Origin of the sequence: Rugosimonospora acidiphila, from assembly GCF_039543385.1 — a bacterium.
In the GTDB taxonomy this organism is placed as follows: Bacteria; Actinomycetota; Actinomycetes; order Mycobacteriales; family Micromonosporaceae; genus Rugosimonospora; species Rugosimonospora acidiphila.
In genome coordinates this window covers 31898-52849 of record NZ_BAABJQ010000009.1, presented here as the reverse complement: position 1 = coordinate 52849, position 20952 = coordinate 31898, and the positions used below count along the sequence as shown (strand labels likewise).

Annotated in this window: 17 protein-coding genes and 1 riboswitch; of the genes, 7 read left to right on the top strand and 10 right to left on the bottom strand. The window is 72.8% G+C overall.

The window, feature by feature from the left end:
• Window positions 1-127: 127 nt before the first annotated feature.
• Entirely contained in the window at window positions 128-1003 is an 876-nt protein-coding gene (locus ABEA87_RS17305; RefSeq protein ID WP_345630751.1) for a GNAT family N-acetyltransferase, read from the bottom strand.
• 99 nt (window positions 1004-1102) lie between these two features.
• Between ABEA87_RS17305 and ABEA87_RS17300 the strand changes: the two genes are divergently transcribed.
• Together ABEA87_RS17300 and ABEA87_RS17295 are read left to right on the top strand one after the other, a co-directional pair.
• Window positions 1103-2071 carry a carbohydrate kinase family protein gene (locus tag ABEA87_RS17300; RefSeq protein WP_345630749.1) on the top strand — a complete coding sequence of 323 codons (969 nt, stop codon included), beginning with the start codon at window positions 1103-1105 and terminating at the stop codon, window positions 2069-2071.
• Window positions 2072-2349: 278 nt separating this feature from the next.
• Window positions 2350-3312, top strand: a complete 963-nt coding sequence (locus ABEA87_RS17295) for a DUF2332 domain-containing protein (RefSeq protein WP_345630748.1) — start codon at window positions 2350-2352, stop codon at window positions 3310-3312.
• An 85-nt stretch (window positions 3313-3397) separates the two neighbouring features.
• Here ABEA87_RS17295 and ABEA87_RS17290 read toward each other — a convergent pair whose 3' ends face one another.
• The 6 genes from ABEA87_RS17290 to ABEA87_RS17265 form a co-directional block, all read right to left on the bottom strand.
• A complete protein-coding gene (locus tag ABEA87_RS17290) occupies window positions 3398-4333 on the bottom strand; it encodes an ABC transporter ATP-binding protein (RefSeq protein WP_345630747.1) in 936 nt (311 codons plus the stop codon).
• Window positions 4333-5145, bottom strand: a complete 813-nt coding sequence (locus ABEA87_RS17285; protein ID WP_345630745.1) for an ABC transporter ATP-binding protein — start codon at window positions 5143-5145, stop codon at window positions 4333-4335. Before ABEA87_RS17285 ends, ABEA87_RS17290 begins: the two co-directional genes overlap by 1 nt.
• Window positions 5146-5248: 103 nt before the next feature.
• Window positions 5249-6106, bottom strand: coding sequence for an ABC transporter permease (locus tag ABEA87_RS17280; RefSeq protein WP_345630743.1), 858 nt, complete (start codon window positions 6104-6106; stop codon window positions 5249-5251).
• A complete protein-coding gene (locus ABEA87_RS17275; RefSeq protein ID WP_345630742.1) occupies window positions 6103-7068 on the bottom strand; it encodes an ABC transporter permease in 966 nt (321 codons plus the stop codon). Before ABEA87_RS17275 ends, ABEA87_RS17280 begins: the two co-directional genes overlap by 4 nt.
• 66 nt (window positions 7069-7134) lie before the next feature.
• Window positions 7135-8643: an ABC transporter substrate-binding protein gene (locus ABEA87_RS17270; RefSeq protein ID WP_345630741.1), complete on the bottom strand. Its 1509-nt coding sequence runs from the start codon at window positions 8641-8643 to the stop codon at window positions 7135-7137.
• A gap of 66 nt (window positions 8644-8709) precedes the next feature.
• Window positions 8710-9435, bottom strand: coding sequence for a DUF1684 domain-containing protein (locus tag ABEA87_RS17265; protein ID WP_345630740.1), 726 nt, complete (start codon window positions 9433-9435; stop codon window positions 8710-8712).
• Between the two features lie 331 nt (window positions 9436-9766).
• Window positions 9767-9884, top strand: a riboswitch (SAM riboswitch).
• A 32-nt stretch (window positions 9885-9916) separates the two neighbouring features.
• Between ABEA87_RS17265 and ABEA87_RS17260 the strand changes: the two genes are divergently transcribed.
• Complete coding sequence (locus ABEA87_RS17260; RefSeq protein WP_345630739.1) at window positions 9917-11368, top strand: aminotransferase class V-fold PLP-dependent enzyme; 1452 nt, start codon at window positions 9917-9919, stop codon at window positions 11366-11368.
• A 42-nt stretch (window positions 11369-11410) separates the two neighbouring features.
• Here ABEA87_RS17260 and ABEA87_RS17255 read toward each other — a convergent pair whose 3' ends face one another.
• Window positions 11411-11968, bottom strand: coding sequence for a phosphatase PAP2 family protein (locus ABEA87_RS17255; RefSeq protein WP_345630737.1), 558 nt, complete (start codon window positions 11966-11968; stop codon window positions 11411-11413).
• A 236-nt stretch (window positions 11969-12204) separates the two neighbouring features.
• Between ABEA87_RS17255 and ABEA87_RS17250 the strand changes: the two genes are divergently transcribed.
• The 4 genes from ABEA87_RS17250 (at window position 12205) to ABEA87_RS17235 (ending at window position 16811) form a co-directional block, all read left to right on the top strand.
• Window positions 12205-12879 (top strand): TenA family protein, encoded by a 675-nt coding sequence (locus tag ABEA87_RS17250; protein WP_345630735.1) that lies wholly within the window; start codon window positions 12205-12207, stop codon window positions 12877-12879.
• Between the two features lie 313 nt (window positions 12880-13192).
• Entirely contained in the window at window positions 13193-14242 is a 1050-nt protein-coding gene (locus tag ABEA87_RS17245; RefSeq protein ID WP_345630734.1) for a zinc-dependent alcohol dehydrogenase family protein, read from the top strand.
• 67 nt (window positions 14243-14309) lie between these two features.
• Window positions 14310-15446, top strand: a complete 1137-nt coding sequence (locus ABEA87_RS17240; RefSeq protein ID WP_345630732.1) for a toprim domain-containing protein — start codon at window positions 14310-14312, stop codon at window positions 15444-15446.
• Window positions 15447-15815: 369 nt separating this feature from the next.
• Window positions 15816-16811 (top strand): DMT family transporter, encoded by a 996-nt coding sequence (locus ABEA87_RS17235; RefSeq protein WP_345630730.1) that lies wholly within the window; start codon window positions 15816-15818, stop codon window positions 16809-16811.
• Between the two features lie 6 nt (window positions 16812-16817).
• On the opposite strand, the gene ABEA87_RS17230 is transcribed toward ABEA87_RS17235, so the two are convergent.
• Window positions 16818-17585, bottom strand: a complete 768-nt coding sequence (locus tag ABEA87_RS17230) for a DUF5995 family protein (protein ID WP_345630728.1) — start codon at window positions 17583-17585, stop codon at window positions 16818-16820.
• Between the two features lie 167 nt (window positions 17586-17752).
• A complete protein-coding gene (locus ABEA87_RS17225; RefSeq protein ID WP_345630726.1) occupies window positions 17753-20863 on the bottom strand; it encodes a helix-turn-helix transcriptional regulator in 3111 nt (1036 codons plus the stop codon).
• Window positions 20864-20952: the final 89 nt, after the last annotated feature.

The window sequence follows — 20952 nt, the reverse complement described above, 5'->3', positions numbered from 1 at the left end:
CGCGGCCACGATCCGCGCGGCCGGCGGGGCCGCGCGCGCCGCGCCGCCGGGTAGTAGACGGCGTGGAAGGTGGGCGGATTACGGCTACCGGAGGAAAAAGTTTGACGTCCCGACTAAAGCCCTGGTCCTAGGGCAGCCGGTACCGCACGATCCGGCCGTGCACCCGGAAGCCCAGGGCGGCGTAGACCTGGCGGGGCACCGGGTACCCGTCGTCGCCGCGGGCGTAGACCAGCGCCCGCCGGCCCCCGGCGTCCCGCCACGCGTGCAGCAGCGAGATGCCCAGGGCCCGGGACAGCCCCAGGCGCCGGTACTCGGGCAGCGTGCCGACCGGTTCGAACTCGCCGACCCGGTTGACGTCGTCGTACCAGCCGAGGATGTACGCCGCCAGTTCGCCGTTGGGCGCCACGGCCACCCGGTCGAACTCCCGGCGGTACGGCCAGCGCGAGGCCAGGCCCGCGTACACCTCGTCGGTCAGCCGCGGGTTCCAGACCGTCCGGTGCAGGGCCGCCCGCGCCGGCAGCTCATCGTCGGCCAGCGGGCGCACCGTGAACCCGGCCGGCAACTCCGGCACCGGCGGCAGGTCGGACAGTTCGCGCTGCAGGTTGAGGAAGAAATGGTCGGGCAGGCTGGCCGTGCGGCCCGCGCGCACCAGCGGCGCGATCAGGGCCGCCTCGGTCTCCAGCACGCCCACCGCGACCGGCTGCCCGGCCAGTCCGGTGGCCCAGTCCACCACCTCGTCGACCAGCCCGTCGGCGAGCCGCGGGTCGACCATCAGCGCCAGGGTCGCCGGCAGGGTCAGCCAACCGAACCCGACGATCTCGCCGTTGCGCTCCCAGAACGCCATCCGCTCGTGCGGCCCGCCGCCCGGTGCGAAGCTGAACTCCCAGGCGATGTCGCCGAGGTGCCAGCGGCTGTCCGGCGTCCAGTTGTATTGGGTGAACCGCAGTAGCGGGGCGAGGTCGGCGACGCCGCTATAGTCGCGGCGGGTGATGGCGGCGGTCACGAGCGGGTACCTTACCAAGAGCGGTCCCGGGCGGGCCCGTAACCGCGAGTGGTGGATCGGCTGTGGTGGTGGATCGGCTGTGATGGTGGATCGGCTGTGGTGAGTCACGAACTCCGGCCCGAGGTGGTCGTGCTCGGCGAGGCGCTCATCGACCTGGTCGATGGCGGGGACTCGCCGTACCAGGCGCACGCGGGCGGCGGCCCGTACAACGTCGCGATTGGCCTGGCCCGGCTGGGCGTGCGCACCGGGCTGCTCGCCCGGCTGTCCACGGATCCGTTCGGCATGCTGCTGCGCGAGCACGCGGAGCGTTCGCACGTCGACCTGTCCGCCGCGGTGGTCACCGACCAACCCACCACGGTCGCCCTGGTGCGGCTGCGGGACGGCGCGGCGACGTACCATTTCCAGGTCGACGGTACCGCCAACTTCGGCTGGACGGACGCGGAACTCGACGCGGTGGCCGTCGGACATTCGATCGTCCATTTTGGATCCCTGGTGTCCTGGACGCCGCCCGGTTCGGGACCGGTGCACCGGTTCGTCGCCCGGCTGCGCGACCGGGGTGACGTGCTGGTCAGCTACGACCCGAACGTCCGGCCCCTGCTGCAATCCGACCCGGATCGCGCCCGGGCCGACGTGGAATCGGCGGTCGGCGTCGCCCACCTGGTCAAGGCGAGCGCCGACGACCTCGCCTGGTTGTACCCGGGCGCAGCCGCGGCGGACGTCGCGGCGCGCTGGCTGGCGGCCGGCCCGGCGCTGGTCGTGATCACCCTGGCGGACCGCGGCAGCGTCGCCTTCCGCCCGACCGGGGCGCCGGTCGCCCGGCCGATCCGGCCCGGCCCGGCCGTCGTCGACACGATCGGCGCCGGCGACGCGTTCATCAGCGGCCTGCTGCGCGGCCTGTGCCGCCGGGGCGTGGCCGGGCCGGCCGACCTGCCGGGCATCGCCGGCTCCGCGGACACGATCGGGGCCCTGCTCGACGAGGCGTCCACCGTGGCGGCGGTCGCCTGCTCGCGCCCCGGCGCGAACCCCCCGTGGCGTGACGAGGTCGGCTTCGACCGCACCGGCGGGTAGGGCCCCGGCAGCGACCGGGCGGGGCGGCTCGACCACGGCACCGGTCTGCTAAACGACTCCCGTCGGTGCGGGATCGACATCCCAACGCCGACCGCCAGCACGCACGCGATGACGGCACGAATGAGTCGCATTGAACCTCGATTTCGCGTGCGCATCCGGAAGGGGTCCGGATCGATGCACTATCTTCAAATCGTGAATGCGTGAATCACTACGACGCCCACGGCGGTGAGACCAGGCCCACGTTTCGCGGGCCGGTGGCGCGGCGCGACCATATCGATATGACGATCGCCGAGACTTACGTTGAGTTCGCCACGTGTGAGGCGCGCGGCGTGTCGCCCGCGTACGAGCTGCTGTCGCTGGCCGTCTCCCGGGACGCCGACCTGCTCGCACTGCTCGACACGCTGCCGCCCGGCAAGCGCCAGCCGAACCTGCTCTTCGGCGTCGTCCGGCTGCTCGGCGGCCCGATCGGCGACCCGGACGCGTTCCGCGAGTACGCGGTGGCGAACTGGCCCGAGATCGAGGCGCGGATGCGCACCCGGGCCACCCAGACCAACGAGGCCGGCCGGTGCGCCCTGCTGCTGCCGGTGCTCGCCGCGCTGCCCCAGCCGCTCGCGCTGCTGGAGGTTGGCGCCTCCGCCGGGCTGTGCCTGTACCCCGACCGGTACTCCTACCGGTACGGCGACCACACGGTCGGCGCCGGTGGGCCGGTGCTCGAATGCGCGGCCAGCGGGATCGCGCCGCCGGACCGGGTACCCGAGGTGGTGTGGCGGGCCGGCCTGGACCTCAATCCATTGCGGGTGACCGACCCGGACGACCTCGCCTGGCTGGACGCCCTGATCTGGCCGGAGCACGAGCACCGCCGGGCCCGGCTGCGCGCCGCGGCGGCCGTGGCCGCGGCCGAGCCTCCGCTGCTGGTACGCGGCGACCTGGTGGACGACCTGCCGGAGTTGGCCGCGCGGGCACCCGCCGGCGCGACCCTGGTGGTGTTCCACTCCTCGGCGCTGTACCAGGTGCCGGCACCCCGCCGGGAGGCGTTCGTCGAGGTGGTGCGCGGGCTGCCCGGGCACTGGATAGCGATCGAGGCGCCGGGGGTCGTCGGGTACGGAACGCTGCCGGTGCCGCCGGACGACACGCTGCACAACGTGCTGGCGCTGGACGGCGCCCCGCTGGCCTGGACCCGGCCGCACGGGCAGGGGCTGGCCTGGTTCGGCGCGCCGATCGGGTCAGCCGCGAACGCTTGACCCTGGACCCGGCTCCGGGTCCACCATCGCCGGCTGACCGTCACCCCTGACCGTTGCCGCTGTGCCGGGCCGCGCCTCGCTCGGGTCAGTCCAGGGACGGCAGCCGGGGAGCGCTGTCCACCAGGCGCCGGGTGTACGGGTGGGTGGGGGAGCCGAGTACCTCGTCGGTGCGCCCCTGCTCCACGACCCGGCCGCGCTCCAGCACGGCGATGTCCTCGCACAGCGTGGCGACCACCCCGAGATCGTGCGACACCATCACCACGGTCAGCCCGCGCTCTCGCTTCAGCTCGGCGAGCAGGTCGACGATGCGCACCCGGGTGGTGACGTCCAGCGCGCTGACCGGCTCGTCGGCCAGCAGCACCCGCGGCTCGCAGACGATGGCCCGGGCGATCGCTATGCGCTGGCGCTGCCCACCGGAGAATTCGTGCGGGTACCGGTCGGCCGCGTCGGCGGGCAGCCCGACGGAGTGCAGCGCCTCGGCGACCCGGCGCCGGACCTCCGCCTTCCGGTCGGCGCGCGACCCAGCCCCGCCCGTCGCGGCCCCGTCCCTCGATGCCCCGTCCCTCGATGCCCCGCCCGTCGCGGTCCGGCCCGTGTCACCGGCGCCCGGCAGGCCCAGGGAGCGCAGCGGCTCCCCGACGATCCGGCTGACTCTCTGGCGCGGGTCCAGCGACGAGTACGGGTCCTGGAACACCGTCTGCACGCCCCGCCGGAACTCCCGGCGCCGGTCGCGGTCGCGAAGGTCGAGGTCCGCGCCGTCGAACAGGATGGCGCCGGCGCTTGGCCGGGTCAGCCCGAGCAGCAGGCGCAGCAGGGTGGTCTTGCCGGCACCCGACTCGCCGACCAGCGCCATGCTGCGCCCGGGCGTGACCGAGAACGTCACGTCCTTGAGCACCGGCGCCGCGTGTGGGTACGCGAAGTTCACGGCGCGCGCGGCCAGGATCGGGCCGGTGGCGGCGTTCGTGGTGGCGGCGTTCGTGGTGGCCGCTGGGTTCGTGGCGGCGGGGTTCGTGGCGGCCATCACGACCTCCTTCCGGGCAGCGCCTCGTCGAAGGCCCGGGCGCTGTCCACCAGGTCCCGGGTGTACGGGTCGCGGGGCGCGGTCACGATGTCGCGTACCGTGCCCGACTCCACCTCGGCGCCGTCGCGCAGCACCAGCACCCGATCCGTCACGGAGGCCACCACCGCGAGGTCGTGCGTGATGAACAGCAGCGACATCCCGCGCGCCAAGATCAGGCCGGCCAGCAGGGACAGCACCTCCGCCTGGACCGACACGTCCAGCGCGGTGGTCGGCTCGTCCGCGATGAGCAGCGCCGGTTGGCAGGCCAGCGCCATGGCGATGGCCACCCGTTGCCGCTGCCCACCAGAGATCTCGTGCGGGTACGCCCGGGAGATGCGCTCCGGCTCGTCCAGCCGTACCTCGGACAGCGCCGCCAGTACGGCCTCGCGCAGCGCCGCCCCGCGCAGCCCGCGCCAGCGTCGCAGCGGCTCGGCGACCTGCCGCCCCACCCGCATCAACGGGTCCAGCGCGGTCAGTGGTTCCTGGAACACCACGCTGGCGGCCGGGCCGCGCAGCTGGTTGAGCCGTCGCGAGGGCGCCCCGATGACGTCGGTGCGGGGCAGTCCGGGCGCGTCGAGCACCACGCGACCGGAGGCGGTCATCCCCGGCGGCAGCAGCCCCATGATGGCCAGCGAGGTCAGTGACTTGCCGGAGCCGGACTCGCCGATCAGCCCCAGCCGGTCGCCGGCCTCGACGGAGAAGGACAGGTCGCGCACGAGGGGTCGGCCGTCCGGCGCGTGGATGGACAGCCCGGCGACCTCCAGCAGGCTCACCGCGATCGCCTCCTCATCGTGACCCGTCGCCCCATCGCGACCCGCCCTGTCGTCGAGACCCGCGCTGTCGTCGAGACCCGCGCTGTCATCGCGGTCCGCCCTGTCATCGCGACCGCCTCCGGGTCGGGTCGGCGACGTCCCGCAGGCCGTCGGCGATCAGGTTGACCCCGACCACCAGCATGATCAGCAGCACCCCGGGCGCGATCGCGCCCAGCGGCGCGGTCAGCACGGTGGCCTGAGCCTCCTGGAGCATGCGCCCCCACGACTCGTTGGGCGGCGGCGTGCCGAGCCCGAGGTAGGACAGGCTGGCCTCGGCGAGTACCGCCACGCCCAGTTGCAGGGCGAGGTTGACCACCAGGGTCGGCCAGATATTGGGCAGCACGTGCTCGGCCACGATGCGCGGCCACGAGGTGCCCGAGGTCCGCGCGGCGGTGACGTAGTCCTGGCCCAGGATCCGCTTGACCAGTACCCGGGTCAGCCGCGCCACGATCGCCGCGGAGCCCAGCCCGATGGCGACGATCGCCGTGGCCAGGGACGCGCCGCGGGCGGCCACCAGCAGCATGGCCAGCAACAGCACCGGGAACGCGATGAGGATGTCCAGGGTCGCCGCGATCGTGTCGTCCAGCCAGCGGGTCGCGAAGCCGGCCGCCAGCCCGGCGGCGACGCCGAGGATGCCGCCCAGCACGACCGCGCCGCACCCGACCTCCAGCGCGATGCGCGCGCCGACCATCAGCTGGGTGAGCAGGTCGCGGCCGAGCTTGTCGGTGCCCAGCAGATGCGCGGCGCTCGGCCCGGCCAGCCGCCCGCCGGACAGGTCCGAGGTCGAGTACGGCAGCCAGAACAGCGAAAGCAGCGCGACGACGACGATCAGCCCGGCCAGCACGCAGCCGACCACGAGGGTGACCGGTCGCCGCCGGCGCGCGGTCACGCGCTGCGGAGTTTCAATGGCCGCGCTGGTCACCGGGCCGCTCCCGGGTGCGGCGCCCGGAGGCGGGGATCGATGAGGCGCTGGGTGAGGTCGGCGAGGAACCCGATCACCAGTACCGCGAACGTGCTGACCAGCAGCACGCCCTGGATGACCGGATAGTCGTGTTCCGAGATCCCCTGCACCAGCAGGCTGCCCAGGCCGGGCAGGGAGAACACGCTCTCCACCACCACCGCACCCAGGAACGTGGTGGCCAGTTCGATGCCCAGGATCGAGACGACCGGCACCGACGCGTTGCGCACTCCGTGGCGCCACATCGCCGAGACGAACGAGGAGCCCAGTGCCCGGGCGGTACGCAGGTAGTCGCTGTCCAGCACGTCCAGGGTCGCGGAGCGCACGTAGCGGATCAGCGAGGCGGACATCACCAGCGCGATGGTGAGCACCGGCAGGACCAGGTCATTGAGCGCGGCGCCGGGATTGGCCCAGTCGTCGGCCGGGAAGCCGCCGGATGGCGACACCCGGAGCTTCAGCGCGAAGATGACGACCAGCAGCATGCCGAGCCAGAAGACCGGTACCGCGAGCCCCAGCTGGGACACGCCGCCGAGCACCGCACCGTACCAGCGGCGCGACTTGTACGCCGCGAGGAAGCCGACCGGTACCGAGATGACGATCGCCAGCGCGAAGGCCAGCAGCGTCAGCGGAACGGTCACCACCAACCGGGACGTGATCTGCGAGCCGACCGGCAGGGTGCTGACGAATGAGTGGCCCAGGTTCAGCGTGGCCACCTGCCCGAGCCAGGTCACGAACTGCTGCGGCAGCGGCCGGTCGGTGCCGATCTCGTGGCGCGCGGCGGCGATCTGCTGCGGGGTGGCGCCGACCGACAGCAGCGAGTTCGCCGGGTCGCCGGGCAGCAGGCGCAGCAGCAGGAACAGCACGACGGTGGCGAGAAAGAGCGTGACGATCAGGAACGCCACGCGCCGCAGCAGGTAGTGGAGCAACAGACATCCTTCCGGCCCGGGCGCTTCCCGCCGCTGGTGGCGGCGGCGGGAGGCGCCCGGGTGGGCTCAGCTCTTCTTGATGTCGTACACGTAGAACTGCGAGTTCAAACCGTTGATCGGGTACCCGGACAGGTCCGTGTTGGCGACCACGATCTGCGGGTACAGGTACAGCCAGTCGCTGGCCGCGTCCTTGGCGATCTGCTCGTTGACCTTCTTGAGCAGGGCCGTCTGCTGTGCCGTCGTGGTGGACTGCTCAGCCTGCTTGACCCACTCGGTCACCTGCGGGTTGTTGTACCCCCAGTAGAACGTCGGGTCGCCGTACCAGACCACGTCGCGGTCGTTGACGTGCTCCTGCATCGTCGCCACGAAGTCGTGGTTCTGGTACACCTTCGTGTACCACTGGTCCGCCGTGATGATGTTGATGTTCACGGTGATGCCGACCTTCGCCAGCTCCGCCTTGATGAACGTGGCGGCCGTCGGGTGCGGGTCGTAGTTCGGCGTGTCCAGGGTGAAGGTGAAGCCGTTGGGGTACCCCGCCTGGGTCAGCTCCTGCTTGGCCAGGCTCACGTTGTACGGGTTCACGTTGGTGAGGTCCTCGTACCACGGGTCGGTCGGCGGCACCATCGAGCCGATCAGCGTGCCGTAGTTGCCCCAGATCGACTGCAGCAGCTTCTTGTTGTCGATGGCCGAGGTGATCGCCTTACGCACCAGCGTGTTGTTGAACGGGGCGACCCGGTCGTTGAACGCCAGCAGCAGCTTGGTGGTCGAGTGCCCGTTGTTCACCTTGTAGTTCTTGTTGCTGGTGAACTGGCTCAGCGCGTCCGGGCTCTGCTCGCTGGTGACCACGTCCACGGCGTTGGTCAGCAGCGCGTTGTTCAGCGCCGTCGCGTCGGTGAAGTAGTGGAACACCACCTCCGCGTTGGTGGCCGGCGTGCCCCAGTACCCGGCGAAGCGCTTGAGGGTCAGCGTCGAGCCGCGCTTCCACGTGCCCACCTGGTACGGGCCGGTGCCGTCCTCGCTGGTGGTGAGGTTCTTCGCCTGGTCGTTGAAGATCCAGACGTAGCTGAGGTTGTAGACGAACGAGATGGACCGGCTGGTCAGGGTGACCACCACCGTGCTGTCGTCCGGGGTGGTGATGTCCTTCACCGCGGTGAAGCTGCTCTTGCGCGCGGACTGCGAGTTCGGCGCGAGCACCTTCTGGATGCTGTACTTCACGTCGGCCGAGGTGAGCGCCTTGCCCGAGTGGAACTTGACGCCCGTGCGCAGGTGGATGGTGTAGGTCAGCCCGTCGGAGCTGACCTGGTAGCCCGTCGCGAGCAGGTTGGACACCGAACCGTCGTCGTTGAGCTTGAACAGGCTCTCGTACACGTTGCCGTTGAGGGCCTCGGTGACTCCCTGACCGCCGCCGGCGGTGTCGTCCAGGTTCTGCGGCTCGTAGAGCGAGCCGACGTTGATGGTCGCGTTCGTGTCGGTCCCGCCGGTCGACGAGCCGCCGTTCGCGTTGGTGCCGCACGCGGCGAGCGCGAGCACGGTTGCCATGGCGGCGCCGAACAGCGCCACCGCCTTCTTGTTCACGGGGTTCTCCTGTTGCCGACCCGAGCGGCCGGATGAGGGGTGGGCTTCTGACTTGCGTCAGTGGGGTCAGTACGGGTGGTAGCCGTCGCGGAAGACTGCCTGCTTCTCGCCGGCCTCGACCGGCATGCCGAAGCGGTTCTGCCGCGGCGGCAATGGACAGTTGTAATGGGGGGAGAACCCACAGGGCGGGACGAAGGCCCGGTTGAAGTCGAGAACCACCCGGTCGTTACCGGGTTCGTGCGGTACCACCAGGAACCGGCCGGCGCCGTAGGTCTCGCGGCCGTTGGTCGGGTCGCCGAAGACGAGCAGCAGGGTGCCCTCGTCGTCGAACGCGTGCAGGACGTAGTCGGTGCCGTCGAGCGAGAAGCTGATCTCGCCGGGTACCGCGAGGTCGCGAGTGCCGCCGTTGTCCTTGAGGTGCTCGAAGGGCACCGAATGCGCCCCGGGCAGTGTGGCGTAGCCGGCCTCGATCACCCAGTCCGGGTTGAAGCCGAAGGCGTCAATGGTGACGAAGTGCTGGATGGCCGGAGAGTTCGCGTCCCACAGGCGGATGCCGCGCTCCGGCTCGCCGGTGTCGATGTTCAGGCGGGACAGCGTGGTGGCGGTCACGCTCGGGGCGGCACCCACCAGCGCCTCCTGGGGCGACTGGCTCGTGTCGGCCTCGAACCACCGGGTCTCGATCAGCGCGAGATTGCCGGTGGGCTGGACGACCGCGGCCAGCCGGGAGGCCCGCCAGGCGTCCCAACCGGCACGAGCAGCCTCGATCGTGCGGGCCGCGGCGAGTGCGGGCATGCTCGAACTCTCACTTCGTCTGTGCCGGGCCTGAGGCCCGGAAGTCCTGTCCGGGCGGTGTGCCCGGCTTGCCGACCACCGTCCGTGATGTAACGACCGCGTAGGTGATCGCCCAATACCCTACAGCGACGGTCGGCTTTCTCCCCGCGGCGTCCGGCTCGGGCCGGCCTGGCCGCGGCCGTTCCGCCGGAGGTTTCGCCTGACTTATCGGATATTCACGGGCGTAACGGTAACGTTTGCCGCCGGCTCGGTGTGATCAACGAGTCAGCGCGGCCGCCGCTCGCACCCCCCGACCGCCGGCCCTCGACCGGCGGCGCTAGCCTTGCTGACAGGTCATGAGTGCCAGCGTTCAAGCCCCGGCTTGCTGGCCGGCAACCCTCGTTGTTCGCGGTGGGGTGCCCCGGGTGAGGACCAGGCCGGCGGCGACCGCCGCACGGCAAGCGCGGACCCTCCCCGGGGTCCTGCACGCAGGAGGACTCTCATGTCGGTGACCCTGTCCGATTCCGTCGCGTCGCCCGCCCTCGCGCCACCCACCGCCGGGTCGCGGGTGGTGTCGCCGGTGGTTCTGCCGCCCACCACCGTGTCGCCCGGCGCCGCCATCCCGGCCCCGGCAACGCCCGAGCCCGGATCGCCGCCCGAGGCCGGATCGCCGCGTCAGGCCCGATCGCTGGGTGAGCCCGAATCGCCGCAGGAGGCCGCCGCCCTGCCCGGTCTCGCCGTGCTGGGCGACCGGCTGCCGGTGACGCTGCCCGACGGCCGCACCGTCGACTACACCAACCTCGACTACGCCGCCACCGCCCCCTGCCTGGTCGCGGTCGCCGACGCGGTCAACGAACTGCTGCCCTGGCACGCCAGCGTGCACCGGGGCGCCGGGGCCGCGTCCCGCCGCTGCACCTTCGCCTACGAGCGGGCCCGCGAGACCATCGCGGACTTCCTCGGTGCCCGGCCCGACGACCACGTCATCTTCACCCGCAACACCACCGACGCCCTGAACCTGCTGGCCCGCGCGCTGCCCGAGCAGACCATGGTGGTCGGCTGGGCCGGCGAGCACCACGCCAACCTGTTGCCCTGGCCCCGGTCCGTCCGGTTGCCGGTGCCCGAATCGCCCGACGACGCCATCCGGGCGCTCGCCTCCGCGCTGGCCGTGCTCGAGCGAGACACCCCGGTCCTGGTCGCGGTGACCGGCGCCTCGAACGTGACGGGCGAGGTGTGGCCGATCGAGCGGCTGGCCGAGGTGGCGCACCGGTACGGGGCGCGGATCGTCGTGGACGCCGCTCAACTGGCCGTGCACCGGCCGGTGTCGCTCAGCGAGTCCACAGTGGACTATGTGGCGTTGTCCGGGCACAAGCTGTACGCGCCGTTCGGCGTGGGCGTGCTCGCCGGCCGGGCCGACTGGCTGGACGCGGCCGAGCCGTACCTGGCCGGTGGGGGAGCGACCGAGTACGTCGGCGACGCGACCCACGACGTGCGCTGGCACGCCGGCCCGGCGCGGCACGAGGCCGGCTCGCCCAACCTGCTCGGCGCCGTCGCGCTGGGCACCGCCTGCGAGCGGATAGCGGCCGCCGACCGGGGCGCCATCGACGCGCGGGAGCAGGCGCTGCTGCACCGGCTGCGTTCCGGCATCGAGGCCCTGCCGCACGTCGCCGAGCTGCGTACCTTCTCCGCCGACCACGAGCGGGTCGGGATCGTCAGCTTCGCCGTGGCGGGCGTACCGGCGTCGGAGGTGTCCGAGCACCTGGCCGACCGGTACGGGATAGGGGTGCGCGACGGGCTGTTCTGCGCGCACCCGCTGGGGCGGCGGCTGCTGGCCGAGGCGTCGGCCCGGCTGGGCAGGCCGCTGGGCGGCAGCGCGGTGCGGGCCAGCATCGGGCTGGGCACCACGCCCGAGCACATCGACCGGCTGCTCGCCGGGCTGAGCGACCTGGCCGGCTGACGCACCCGCTCGGCCGGCCGATCCACCGGCCGGCCGGAATCGTCAACCCGCCAGTATCGGCATGGCCACGGCCGCGATCAGGGCGCCCACGGCGGCGCCGACCACCACCTGGGCGACGGTGTGATCTCCGAGCCGCACCCGTGACCATCCGATCAGGGCGATCACGGGGACCGCGAGCAGCGACCAGCCGTGGCCGACTTCGGCGCAGATGACGAGTACCGCGGCCGCGGCGGCCGTGTGACCCGACATCTTCCAGAAGTGATTGATGGCGGCACCCACCAGCAGCCCCAGCCCAACGGTCCCGGCGCCGGCAAGGACCAGCCTCGGCGCGCCGAGCCGCACGAGAATGAAAATGCCGATTCCCGTCGCGGCCATGGCCATCAGAAGGGGGATCAGGCGCTGGCGCCGGTCACCGAGGTGGCGGTCGGTGAATCGGCCGCGGCGAACGCCGTGAAGTACGAAGGCATACGGCGGAGCGATGGTGATCAGGATGGTGACCCCGCCGAAGAGCAGTCCGGCCGCATGGGTGCTCCCGCCGAGCCACCCCAACAACAGCTCCATGGCGGCCACGAGCGGGACGGGCGACAGGACTTCCGTCACGACCCGAGCTACCCGGATCGAGCCGACAGCCGCGGGCCTTCGCGTCCGGATGGGAGGCTCAGTCCGAAGGCCACCGTTCACAACGGGCTGAGGGTGGCCAATTCGTCGCGGTGGAGCACTCCACCGACCGACGCCCTGCTGTTCACGCCACACAGTTTACCCTGCTCGCGGGCGCCCCTATGGGGACGACCACATCCGGTGGTGACCCGTTCGGGCGGTCGCGTAGGTTCTGTCGGGTGACCGGGCCGAACCAGACACCGTTGAGCACGCGGCTGTGGAGCGACTGTTCGGCGATCTACGCGCAAATCACCGCTCACCCGTTCATCACCGGGCTGGTCGACGGCACGCTGGGGCCGGAGCGGTTCGGCCACTATCTCGCGCAGGACGCCCACTACCTGCGCGAGTATGCCCGGGCGCTGATGCTCGTCGGGGCGAAGGCGCCGACCTCCGCCGACGTCGCCATGCTCGCCCGGCACGCCGCGAATACCATCGAGGTGGAGCTGGCCCTGCGCGCCACGACGCTACCGACCGTCGCGGTGGACCCGGTCGCCGTCGCCGGACCCCTGCCGACCACCCGGGCGTACCTCGACCATCTGCTGGCGGTGGCGCGCGGCGGAACGTTCCTCGACGGGCTGGCCGCCGTCCTGCCCTGCTATGTCATCTACGGGCGCCTCGGCACCGACCTGGCCGACCGCGTGATAACCCAGCCGCTGTACCGGGAGTGGGTCGACTCCTACGCCGCGGGCCCCTTCGCCGAGGCGATCCGGGAGGTCGTCGCGCTGGTCGACCGGGTCGGTGCCCAGCTGTCGGCGGAGGCCGAACAGCGTGCCCGCGCACATTTCGTGGCCTCGGCACGGTACGAGTGGGCGTTCTGGGACGCCGCGTACCGGTTGGAACGGCCGGCACCGTGACGCGTTGATGACAAGGCCGTAACGGGTGGAGGGGTAACCGTCGGTGTTCACCGCCGCGCCGGTGGGAATGGGCGCGGCTCACGCACCGAGCTGATCAGCGCCCGCGCCCAGCGGTCGGCCGAGGCCTTCGACCCGTTCTTCGAGATCGCCTTCGAGGGGCTGCTCGCCCCGACGACCGGGTAGGCGACCGGGCGAGCAGCCTTCTGCCGCGACCGGGGTGAGCGCGCTCGCCCCGCCGCGCCCGGTTGGCGAACGCGAGTCGGGTCGCACGTAGGCTGAAACCGAACAACCGACTTCCACAAGGGGAGAGCTCATGCGCGCGACCGTCATCCACAACCCCCGCGACGTGCGGCTCGAGAACGTCGACGACCCCCGGATCCAGCGGCCGACCGACGCGGTGGTCCGGGTCGTGGCCGCGTGTGTCTGCGGTTCGGACCTGTGGCCGTACCGCGGCGTGCGGCGGCTGTCCGCGCCGCGGCGGATGGGGCACGAGTTCGTGGGCGTGGTGGAGGAGACCGGCGCCGAGGTGACCACCGTGCGCCCCGGCGACTTCGTCATCGCCCCGTTCGTGCTCAGCGACGGCACCTGTGTCGACTGCCGCAACGGCATCACCACCTCCTGCCGCAACGGCGGAGCCTGGGGCGCACCGGACCGCGACGGCCTGCTCGTCGACGGCGGACAGGGCGAGTTCGTACGGGTGGCCGTCGCGGACGGCACGCTGGTGGCCACCCCGGAGATGCCCGACCCGGCGATGGTGCCGAGCCTGCTGACCCTCTCGGACGTGATGGGCACCGGCCACCACGCGGCCGTGGCCGCGCACGTCGGCCCGGGCAGCACGGTCGCGGTGGTCGGCGACGGGGCGGTCGGGCTGTGTGCGGTCCTCGCGTCGAAGCGGCTCGGCGCGCAGCGCGTCGTCGTGTTCTCCCGGCACGTTGCCCGCCAGAAGCTGGCCCTGGAATTCGGCGCGACCGACATCATCGCCGAGCGCGGCGCCGAGGGCGTGGCCCGGCTCACCGAGCTGCTCGGCGGCACCGGCGCGGACGCCGTGCTCGAGTGCGTCGGCACCAAGGAGGCGATGCAGCAGGCCATCGACGCCACCCGCCCCGGCGGGTTCGTCGGCTACGTCGGCGCGCCGGTCGGCGGCGCGGAGCTGCCGATCGGCCAGCTGTTCGGCAGCAACGTCAACATCGCGGGCGGCGTGGCCCCGGTCCGCACCTACCTGCCGGAGTTGCTCGGCGAGGTGCTCGACGGCACCATCGACCCGGGCCGCGTCTTCGACCTCGAGCTGCCGCTGGACGAGGTGGTCGAGGCGTACGAGGCGATGGACTCCCGGCGGGCCATCAAGTCGCTCGTGCGCCCCTGAACCCGCGCGTCGCGGGCGTGCCCGATCCGATCGGGCACGCCCGCGGCCACCGCCCGGCGGTGGCACCATGGACGGTGTGCGGGCGTGGCCGGCGGGTGCCGGCGGCGAGGAGCGGGTCGGCCGGCAGCGGCTGCTGGCCGCGCACCGGGCCGCCCACGACTTCTACCGCCACCGGCTGATCGGGCAGCCGAGGGCGACGGCGTACCTGGAGAGCCGGGGCATTCCCGCGGCCTGCGCGCAGGCGCTGCCGTGGACCATCGGGTACGCCCCGCCGGGCTGGACCGACCTGCGCGAGCGGCTGCGCGCCACGGGCTTCACGAACGCCGAGCTGGCCGCGGCCGGGCTGATCACCACCGCCCGCGACGGCCGGCTCATCGACGCGTTCCGCGACCGGGTGGTGTTCCCGATCCGCGACGGGGACGGCAACGTGGTGGCCTTCATCGGCCGCGACCTGTCCGGCCGGCCCGGCATCCCCAAGTACCGCAACACCGTGACCACCGCCATCTACCGCAAGAGCGAGCTGCTGTACGGCCTGGCCGAGCAGTTCGACGGCGGGACCCGACCGGCGGCGGTGATGCTGGTGGAGGGGCCGGCCGACGTGGTGGCGGTGGCCCGCGCCCGATCCTCGCTGGCCCGATCTTCGTCGGCGCGCGACCTCGCCGCGTGGCACTACTGTGCCGTGGCGCCGTGCGGCACCGCGCTGACCGCCGCACAGGTCGCGCTGCTGGCCTCGGCGGTGGAGCCGGGCACCCCGCTGATCTGCGCGTTCGATCCCGACCCGGCGGGCGCGATCGCCACCGACCGCGCCTACCGCCTGCTGCGCGACTGGCCGGGGCCGGTCGAGGCGATGGTGTTCCCGCCCGGATCGGACCCGGCCGCCCTGGTGGCCGCCGGCCCGGCCGACGCCCTGGCGCTGTTTGGCCGGGTACGGGTGCCCCTGGTCGACGTGGTCCTGCGACACCGCCTCGCCCCGCACCTGGCCCGGCTGCGCGAGCGGCTGGCCGAACTGGCCCGGTTGGGCAGGGATCCGGCATCCGAGTCGGCGGCGCTGCGGCTGGACGCGGCGCGCGCCCTGGCGCCGCTGCTCGCCGAGGTGGCCGAGCAGGAGCCGCTGCACGCCGCGCGGCTGTTCGCGGAGGTGACCGCCGGACTGGGCGTCAACCCGCTGACGATGTTCGAGGCGGTGTACCCGACCGAGGGGTGACTCGGGCACCGGCCGATCGGCGTCGGTCACATGGCCCACCCCGATGGCCTGGCCGCCGAGGTCGACCCTGGACAGTTCCCGGTTCCAGTGGAAGTATGCGGTCACGGTGGCGACGCGCGCCGCTGGCGCAGGTAGGTATCCAGCGCGGTGGCGAGGGAGACGACCAGCGCGACGCCGGCGATCACCGTACTGAGCCAGCCGGTCACGTTCGCTCCTGCCGTCGTCGTGGTGCCGGCGGCGTGCCTCGTCGCAGCGGAAGTATGCCCGAGCCGCCGCGCCCGCCGCCCGCCGGTCCGGTAGTCCCCCTCCGGTACCCGCGGGGCGTGATTCGCCAGCCTCCGACGGGGGCGCCGGGTGATGATGAGGGCGATGAGCCGGCCCAAGGTACCCGACCGTTCCCCGCATCCGGTAGAGCCGCATCACTACCTCTCCGGCTGCGTGCTCTCCGCGCTCGCGGGCGCGGTGCTGGCCGTCCAGTCCAGGATCAACGGGGACTTCGGCCACCGGGTGCACGACGGCGTGGCGGTGAGCTTCATCAGCTTCGGCAGCAGCCTGGTGTTCAGCGCTCTGATCATGATCGGGGTGGCGATCCGCCGGAGGGCGCGGGCGATCGTCCGGGAGGTGCGCACGCACCGGCTGCCGGCGTGGTATTACCTCGGCGGCATCGCCGGCGCGTACACGATTCTCAGCCAGGGCGAGGCGGTCGCCGCGCTGGGCGTGGCGGTGTTCACCATCGCGGCGGTCGCCGGGCAGTCGGTGTCCAGCCTGCTGGTCGACCGGCTCGGCATCGGGCCGGCCGGCCGCCGGTCGATCACCGGGGTACGGCTGGTCGGTGCCGCCCTCGCGATCGTGGCGGTGATCGCGTCCGTCAGCGGTGAGCTGCACGGTCTGCGGTCGATAGGCCTGATCGTCCTGCCCGCGCTCGCCGGCATCGGTACGCCGTTCCACCAGGCGCTGAACGGACGCGTACGGGTGGCGAGCGGCAGCACTATGTCCGCCACCACGATCAACTTCCTGGTCGGCACCGTCGTGCTGCTGCCCGTGTTCGGCATCGACATCGCGCTGCGGGGGTTGCCCTCCGGATCGCCCACGCCGTGGCCGGCCTACCTGGGTGGCCCGCTCGGGGTGGCCTTCGTCGCGATCACCATTACGGTGGTGCGCTACATCGGGGTGCTCCTGCTCGCCCTGGCGACCATCGTCGGGCAGTTGGTCGTGGCGGTGATCCTGGACGAGTTCGCCCCGGAGGAGGGTGCCCACCCGGGCCCGGGCACGTTCATCGGCGTGGCGCTGACCATCGTCTCCGTCGTCGTGGTGATCGCGTTCCGCCGGCGCCAGCCGGAGCCCCCGGCCGGCGCCAGCGGCTGAGCCGGCCTACTGGAGCATCGCGCACAGCGGGGAGAGCAGCGCCCAGCCGATCAGGGCCGTGTGGTGATCGAGCGAGGTGCCCGCCCGGCCGATCCGCTCCGGGCTCCCGCGCATCGCCCACAGCCGCTTCGCGTCCATCCAGGCGATGTCCCGCGCGATCTCGACCGCCCGGTCCTCGTACCAGTCGTCGAGCGGGCCGTTGAGCCGGTCGATGACCAGCTGCCAGGTGCTCAGGTACCCGCGTCGCAGCTGCGGGATCTTCTCGTAGAAGATCTCGTTGACGTGCAGGTAGTCCTGGTGCTGCGGCTCCGAGGAGTAGTCGGTGCCCAGCAGTTCCCAGGTCCGCACCACGGCGAACGGCAGGTCGTAGTTCACGTGCGCGTTGACCCCGGCGATCGCGGCGGGCAACGACCGGATGCCCTTGTTGTCGATCTGCCGGAACAGCACCTTCCACGCCTCCGGCGTCTGGGCCGCCGACCGGCCCCACAGGCGGATCGCGTTGAAGTAGCGCTTGGCGAACTCCACGTCCAGCACGGTCAGGAACTCGGGATCGCGGAACGCACCCTGGTTGAGGTGGTCGAGGATCGTGCTGGTGATCGTCCAGTACAGGTGGTTGAAGGCAGCCACCGGGTTCTCGTCGTCGTCCGGGGTCGCCTTGTCCAGCAGGATCTGCAGGTCGCTCAGTTGGGCGACGACCTCGGCGACCTCGTGTGGGGTACGGGACGCGACCTCGGCGATCTCTCCCTGCACCATTTCCCATGCCCGCTCGGTCATGAAAATCCCTCCCCTTCGTTTCCGGCGCGATCCCCCCAGACGGCTCACGGTGCAGGATCTCAGCGCCGGGCCGATCTCGGCATCCCAATATCGATCGATGTCGGCAACCCGTAGCGGGTCGGTCGGCTACCCGACCGGCCGGGCCCCGTCCGGCCCGTCGCGCACCCTCACCCGGCGCGCTGATTGCGCTGGTAGATGGCCGTGGCCTGGACCCTGCTGCGGATGCCGAGCTTGTCGAGGATGTGGGAGATGTGCACGCCCACGGTGCGCGGGCTGATGTACAGGGACTCCGCGATCTTCCGGTTGGTGTCGCCCTCGGCGACCCGGGCGAGCACCTGCCGTTCGCGATCGGTCAGCACGGCCAGTTCGTCGGCCCGCTGGCGGGTACCGACCGGCGCCGCCCGCCCGTTCGGTGGACGCTCGGCGGTGCCGGGCGCCGCGCCCCCGGCCGTGCCGTTGCCGCCGACCGAGCCGTTGCCGCCGACCGTGCCGTTGCCGCCCACCGTGCCGTTGCCGCCCACCGTGCCGTTGCCGCCGACCGTGGCCGGCTCGTTGAGGGTGGTCCGGGCGCGCTGCGCCAGCCCCCTGATCTCCTCGATGAACGGGCCGGCGCCCAGGTGCACGGCGGTGTGGTACGCGCTCTGCAGCACCCGGGTGGCCTCGGCGTTGCGGGTACGCTGCCCGAACAGCGCCTCGGCCTGGCGCAGCCTCGCGTACGCGGCGGGGTACGGGTGGTTGTTGCGTTCCCAGACCGCGGCGGCGCGCTCCCACGCGGCCGGGTCGGACCGCCCCTCGACCCGGTTGATCTCGGCGGAGCACAGTTCCCGGTAGCCGATGACCGCTTCCCGTACCGGCTTGGCGGCCGTGGCGCTGTCGCTGCTGATCCGCTCGGCCATGTGACGCAGGCGGCGGATCGCGTTCTCGTCGGGTTCGTCGACGCCGCTGCTGCGCGCCTCGGCCTCGGCGCGCAGCCCGTGCCAGACCAGCGGTGCCTGCAACCACACGTCGTCGGAGCGGCTCTCGGCCAGGTCGAGCCCGCGCTGCACCGCCTCGCGGGCCAGATCGGGGCGGCCACGCCACATGGTCAGGCCGGCGCGCAGCGTGAGCAGCGGCAGCACGTGCCGGGCCCCGCCGCCGGCGGCCAGCAGCGTGTCGGTCGCCTCGAGGTCGCGCTCGGCGGCGTCCAGGTCGCCGCGACCGACCCGGATGCGGCAGCGGGCCAGCAGCAGTTCGACGGCGTCCGCGCCAGCGGGCCGGTGCCGCAGCGCCGCGGTGAGCACGTCCTCCGCCGCGGACCACTCGCCCAGCCGGAACAGCCCGTTGGCCTCCACGGACAGCAGTCGGGTGCCGTACGTGCGGCCCAGGCCGAGGTGCTCGACGCGGTCGGCGCCGCGCCTGGCCACCGACACACCCTCGCGCAGCTCGTTGAGCGGCCCGGTCAGCAGCTCGGCCAGGTGCAGGTATGCGCGGGCGACATCGACCGGGCCGCCGAGGCGCTCGGCGGTCGCCAGCGCCTCGCGCACCGTGGCCAGTCCGGTCGCGGGATCGTCGAGGTACGCCTGGCTGAAGCCCAGCACGGCGCCGGCGAGTACCAGCGAGGAGGCGGAGTCCTCGACGCCCCGCGCCGCCTCCAGCGCCCTGGCGGCCCGGCGCCCGGCCTCCGCGTACCGGCCGAGTTGCAGCAGCAGCTCCGCGCTGTGCGCGGCGGCGATGGCGGTGTCCTGCGCCGTGCGGGTGCCGTCGGCCAGGGCGCGCTCGTACTCCACCTCGGCCTCGGTGAGCCGGCCGAGCGCGGCCAGGTAGCGGGCCAGCCGGATGTGCAGCCGGCAGGAGGCCGGGTGGGCGCCGTACGCATCGGGCCGGCGCAGCAGGTGCAGTGCCTGCTCGTGCTCCCCGCACTTGTGCGCCGCCTCGGCCGCCCGCTGCCACAGCATGGTCACCTTGACGTCGGCCCGCGCCTCGGGGCTCAGCTCGTCGGCCAGCTCCAGCGCCGCGCTCCAGTGCTCGAACGCCTCGGCGAAGCCGTGCAACCGTTCGGCCTCCTCGGCCGCCGCCACCGCCGCGCTCAGCGCCCGCGCCCGCTCCCCGGCCATCCGCCAGTGGTGGGCCAGCCGGGCGTTGCGCATCTGCCCGCCGGGCAGCTCGGACAGCGCCTCGGCGTACCTGCGGTGCCAGCCGACCCGTTCGCCCGGCAGCAGCCGGGGCACCAGCACGTCCCGGATGAGCCGGTGGTGGAACCGGTAGCCGTCCTCGCCGGCCACCAGGATCCGCTTGTCCACGGCGGTGCGTACGGCCTCGATCAGCCGCTCCTCGTCGAGCCTGACGACCGCCGCCAGCAGCGCGTGCTCGACCGGCTCGACGGCGGCGGCCACCGCGGTGATGACGGTGCGCGCCGGCTCGGGCAGCGCGCCGACCCGGGACAGGACTATCTCGCGCAGGGTCTCGGACAGCTCGACCCGGCCGTCACGCGCGCCGCGCGCCAGCTCCTCCACGAAGAACGGGTTGCCGCCGCTGCGCACCCAGATCAGCTCCAGCGAGGCCGGGTCCAGCGGCCGGCCCGCGACGGCCGCGGCCAGCCGCTCGGTCTCGGACCGGTCCAGCGGGCCCAGCTCCAGTACCCGCACGGACCGCAGCCGGCGCAGCTCGGACAGCATCTGGCGCAGCGGGCCGGTGCCCTGCATGGTCTCGGCCCGCAGGGCGCCGAGCACCAGCAGCCGCACGCCGCCGAGCCCGGCCAGCAGGTACAGCAGCAGCTGCCGGGTGCTGCGGTCGGCCCACTGCAGGTCGTCGACGATCAGCACGAGCACCCGATCCCCGGCCACCGCCGCCAGCCCGCGCGACACCCGCTCCAGCAGGGCACCGGCGCCGTCCGGGCTGAACGCCTCGCCGTCCAGCACCTCCATCAGGTCGCGCACCGCCACCGTGGCCGCCGCAGTGGCGGCCGCCGCGGCCTCGGCGCCGCCGGACGCGCCCGCGCCGCGCGCCTGGCTCGCGGCCTCGGCCACTCCGGCGGAGGCGTAGCGGCGCAGCGCCTGGCGCAGCGGGTGCAGCGGCGACGCGTCACCGATGTCCAGGCAGGCGCCGGAGAGCACCACGGCGCCGGCCTCGCGCAGCGCAGCGGTGGCGGCCTCCAGCAGCCGGGTCTTGCCGACCCCGCTGTCGCCGACCATGAACACGGCCGCGGCGTCACGCTGTTCGACCTCCCGCAGGGCGTCGCGCAGGATCTTCAGATCCCGCCCGCGACCGACCAGCGGCACGTCAGTCGGATCGGCGGTCATGGCCATTGCATGTTCGGCTGGTGATGTCAATGCGTTCTCTGACATAAACAGTGCGAGTTCCCGACATACGTAGTTGTACCGATGCCCGG

What these genes read in the sequence shown, in the direction of transcription:
- ABEA87_RS17260 (WP_345630739.1), top strand. Translation starts at nt 9,917, where the DNA reads ATGTCGGTGACCCTGTCCGATTCCGTCGCGTCGCCCGCCCTCGCGCCA.
- ABEA87_RS17245 (WP_345630734.1), top strand. Translation starts at nt 13,193, where the DNA reads ATGCGCGCGACCGTCATCCACAACCCCCGCGACGTGCGGCTCGAGAAC.
- ABEA87_RS17295 (WP_345630748.1), top strand. Translation starts at nt 2,350, where the DNA reads ATGACGATCGCCGAGACTTACGTTGAGTTCGCCACGTGTGAGGCGCGC.
- ABEA87_RS17235 (WP_345630730.1), top strand. Translation starts at nt 15,816, where the DNA reads ATGAGCCGGCCCAAGGTACCCGACCGTTCCCCGCATCCGGTAGAGCCG.
- ABEA87_RS17225 (WP_345630726.1), bottom strand. Translation starts at nt 20,863, where the DNA reads ATGACCGCCGATCCGACTGACGTGCCGCTGGTCGGTCGCGGGCGGGAT.
- ABEA87_RS17290 (WP_345630747.1), bottom strand. Translation starts at nt 4,333, where the DNA reads ATGGCCGCCACGAACCCCGCCGCCACGAACCCAGCGGCCACCACGAAC.
- ABEA87_RS17240 (WP_345630732.1), top strand. Translation starts at nt 14,310, where the DNA reads ATGGACGGTGTGCGGGCGTGGCCGGCGGGTGCCGGCGGCGAGGAGCGG.
- ABEA87_RS17265 (WP_345630740.1), bottom strand. Translation starts at nt 9,435, where the DNA reads ATGCCCGCACTCGCCGCGGCCCGCACGATCGAGGCTGCTCGTGCCGGT.
- ABEA87_RS17230 (WP_345630728.1), bottom strand. Translation starts at nt 17,585, where the DNA reads ATGACCGAGCGGGCATGGGAAATGGTGCAGGGAGAGATCGCCGAGGTC.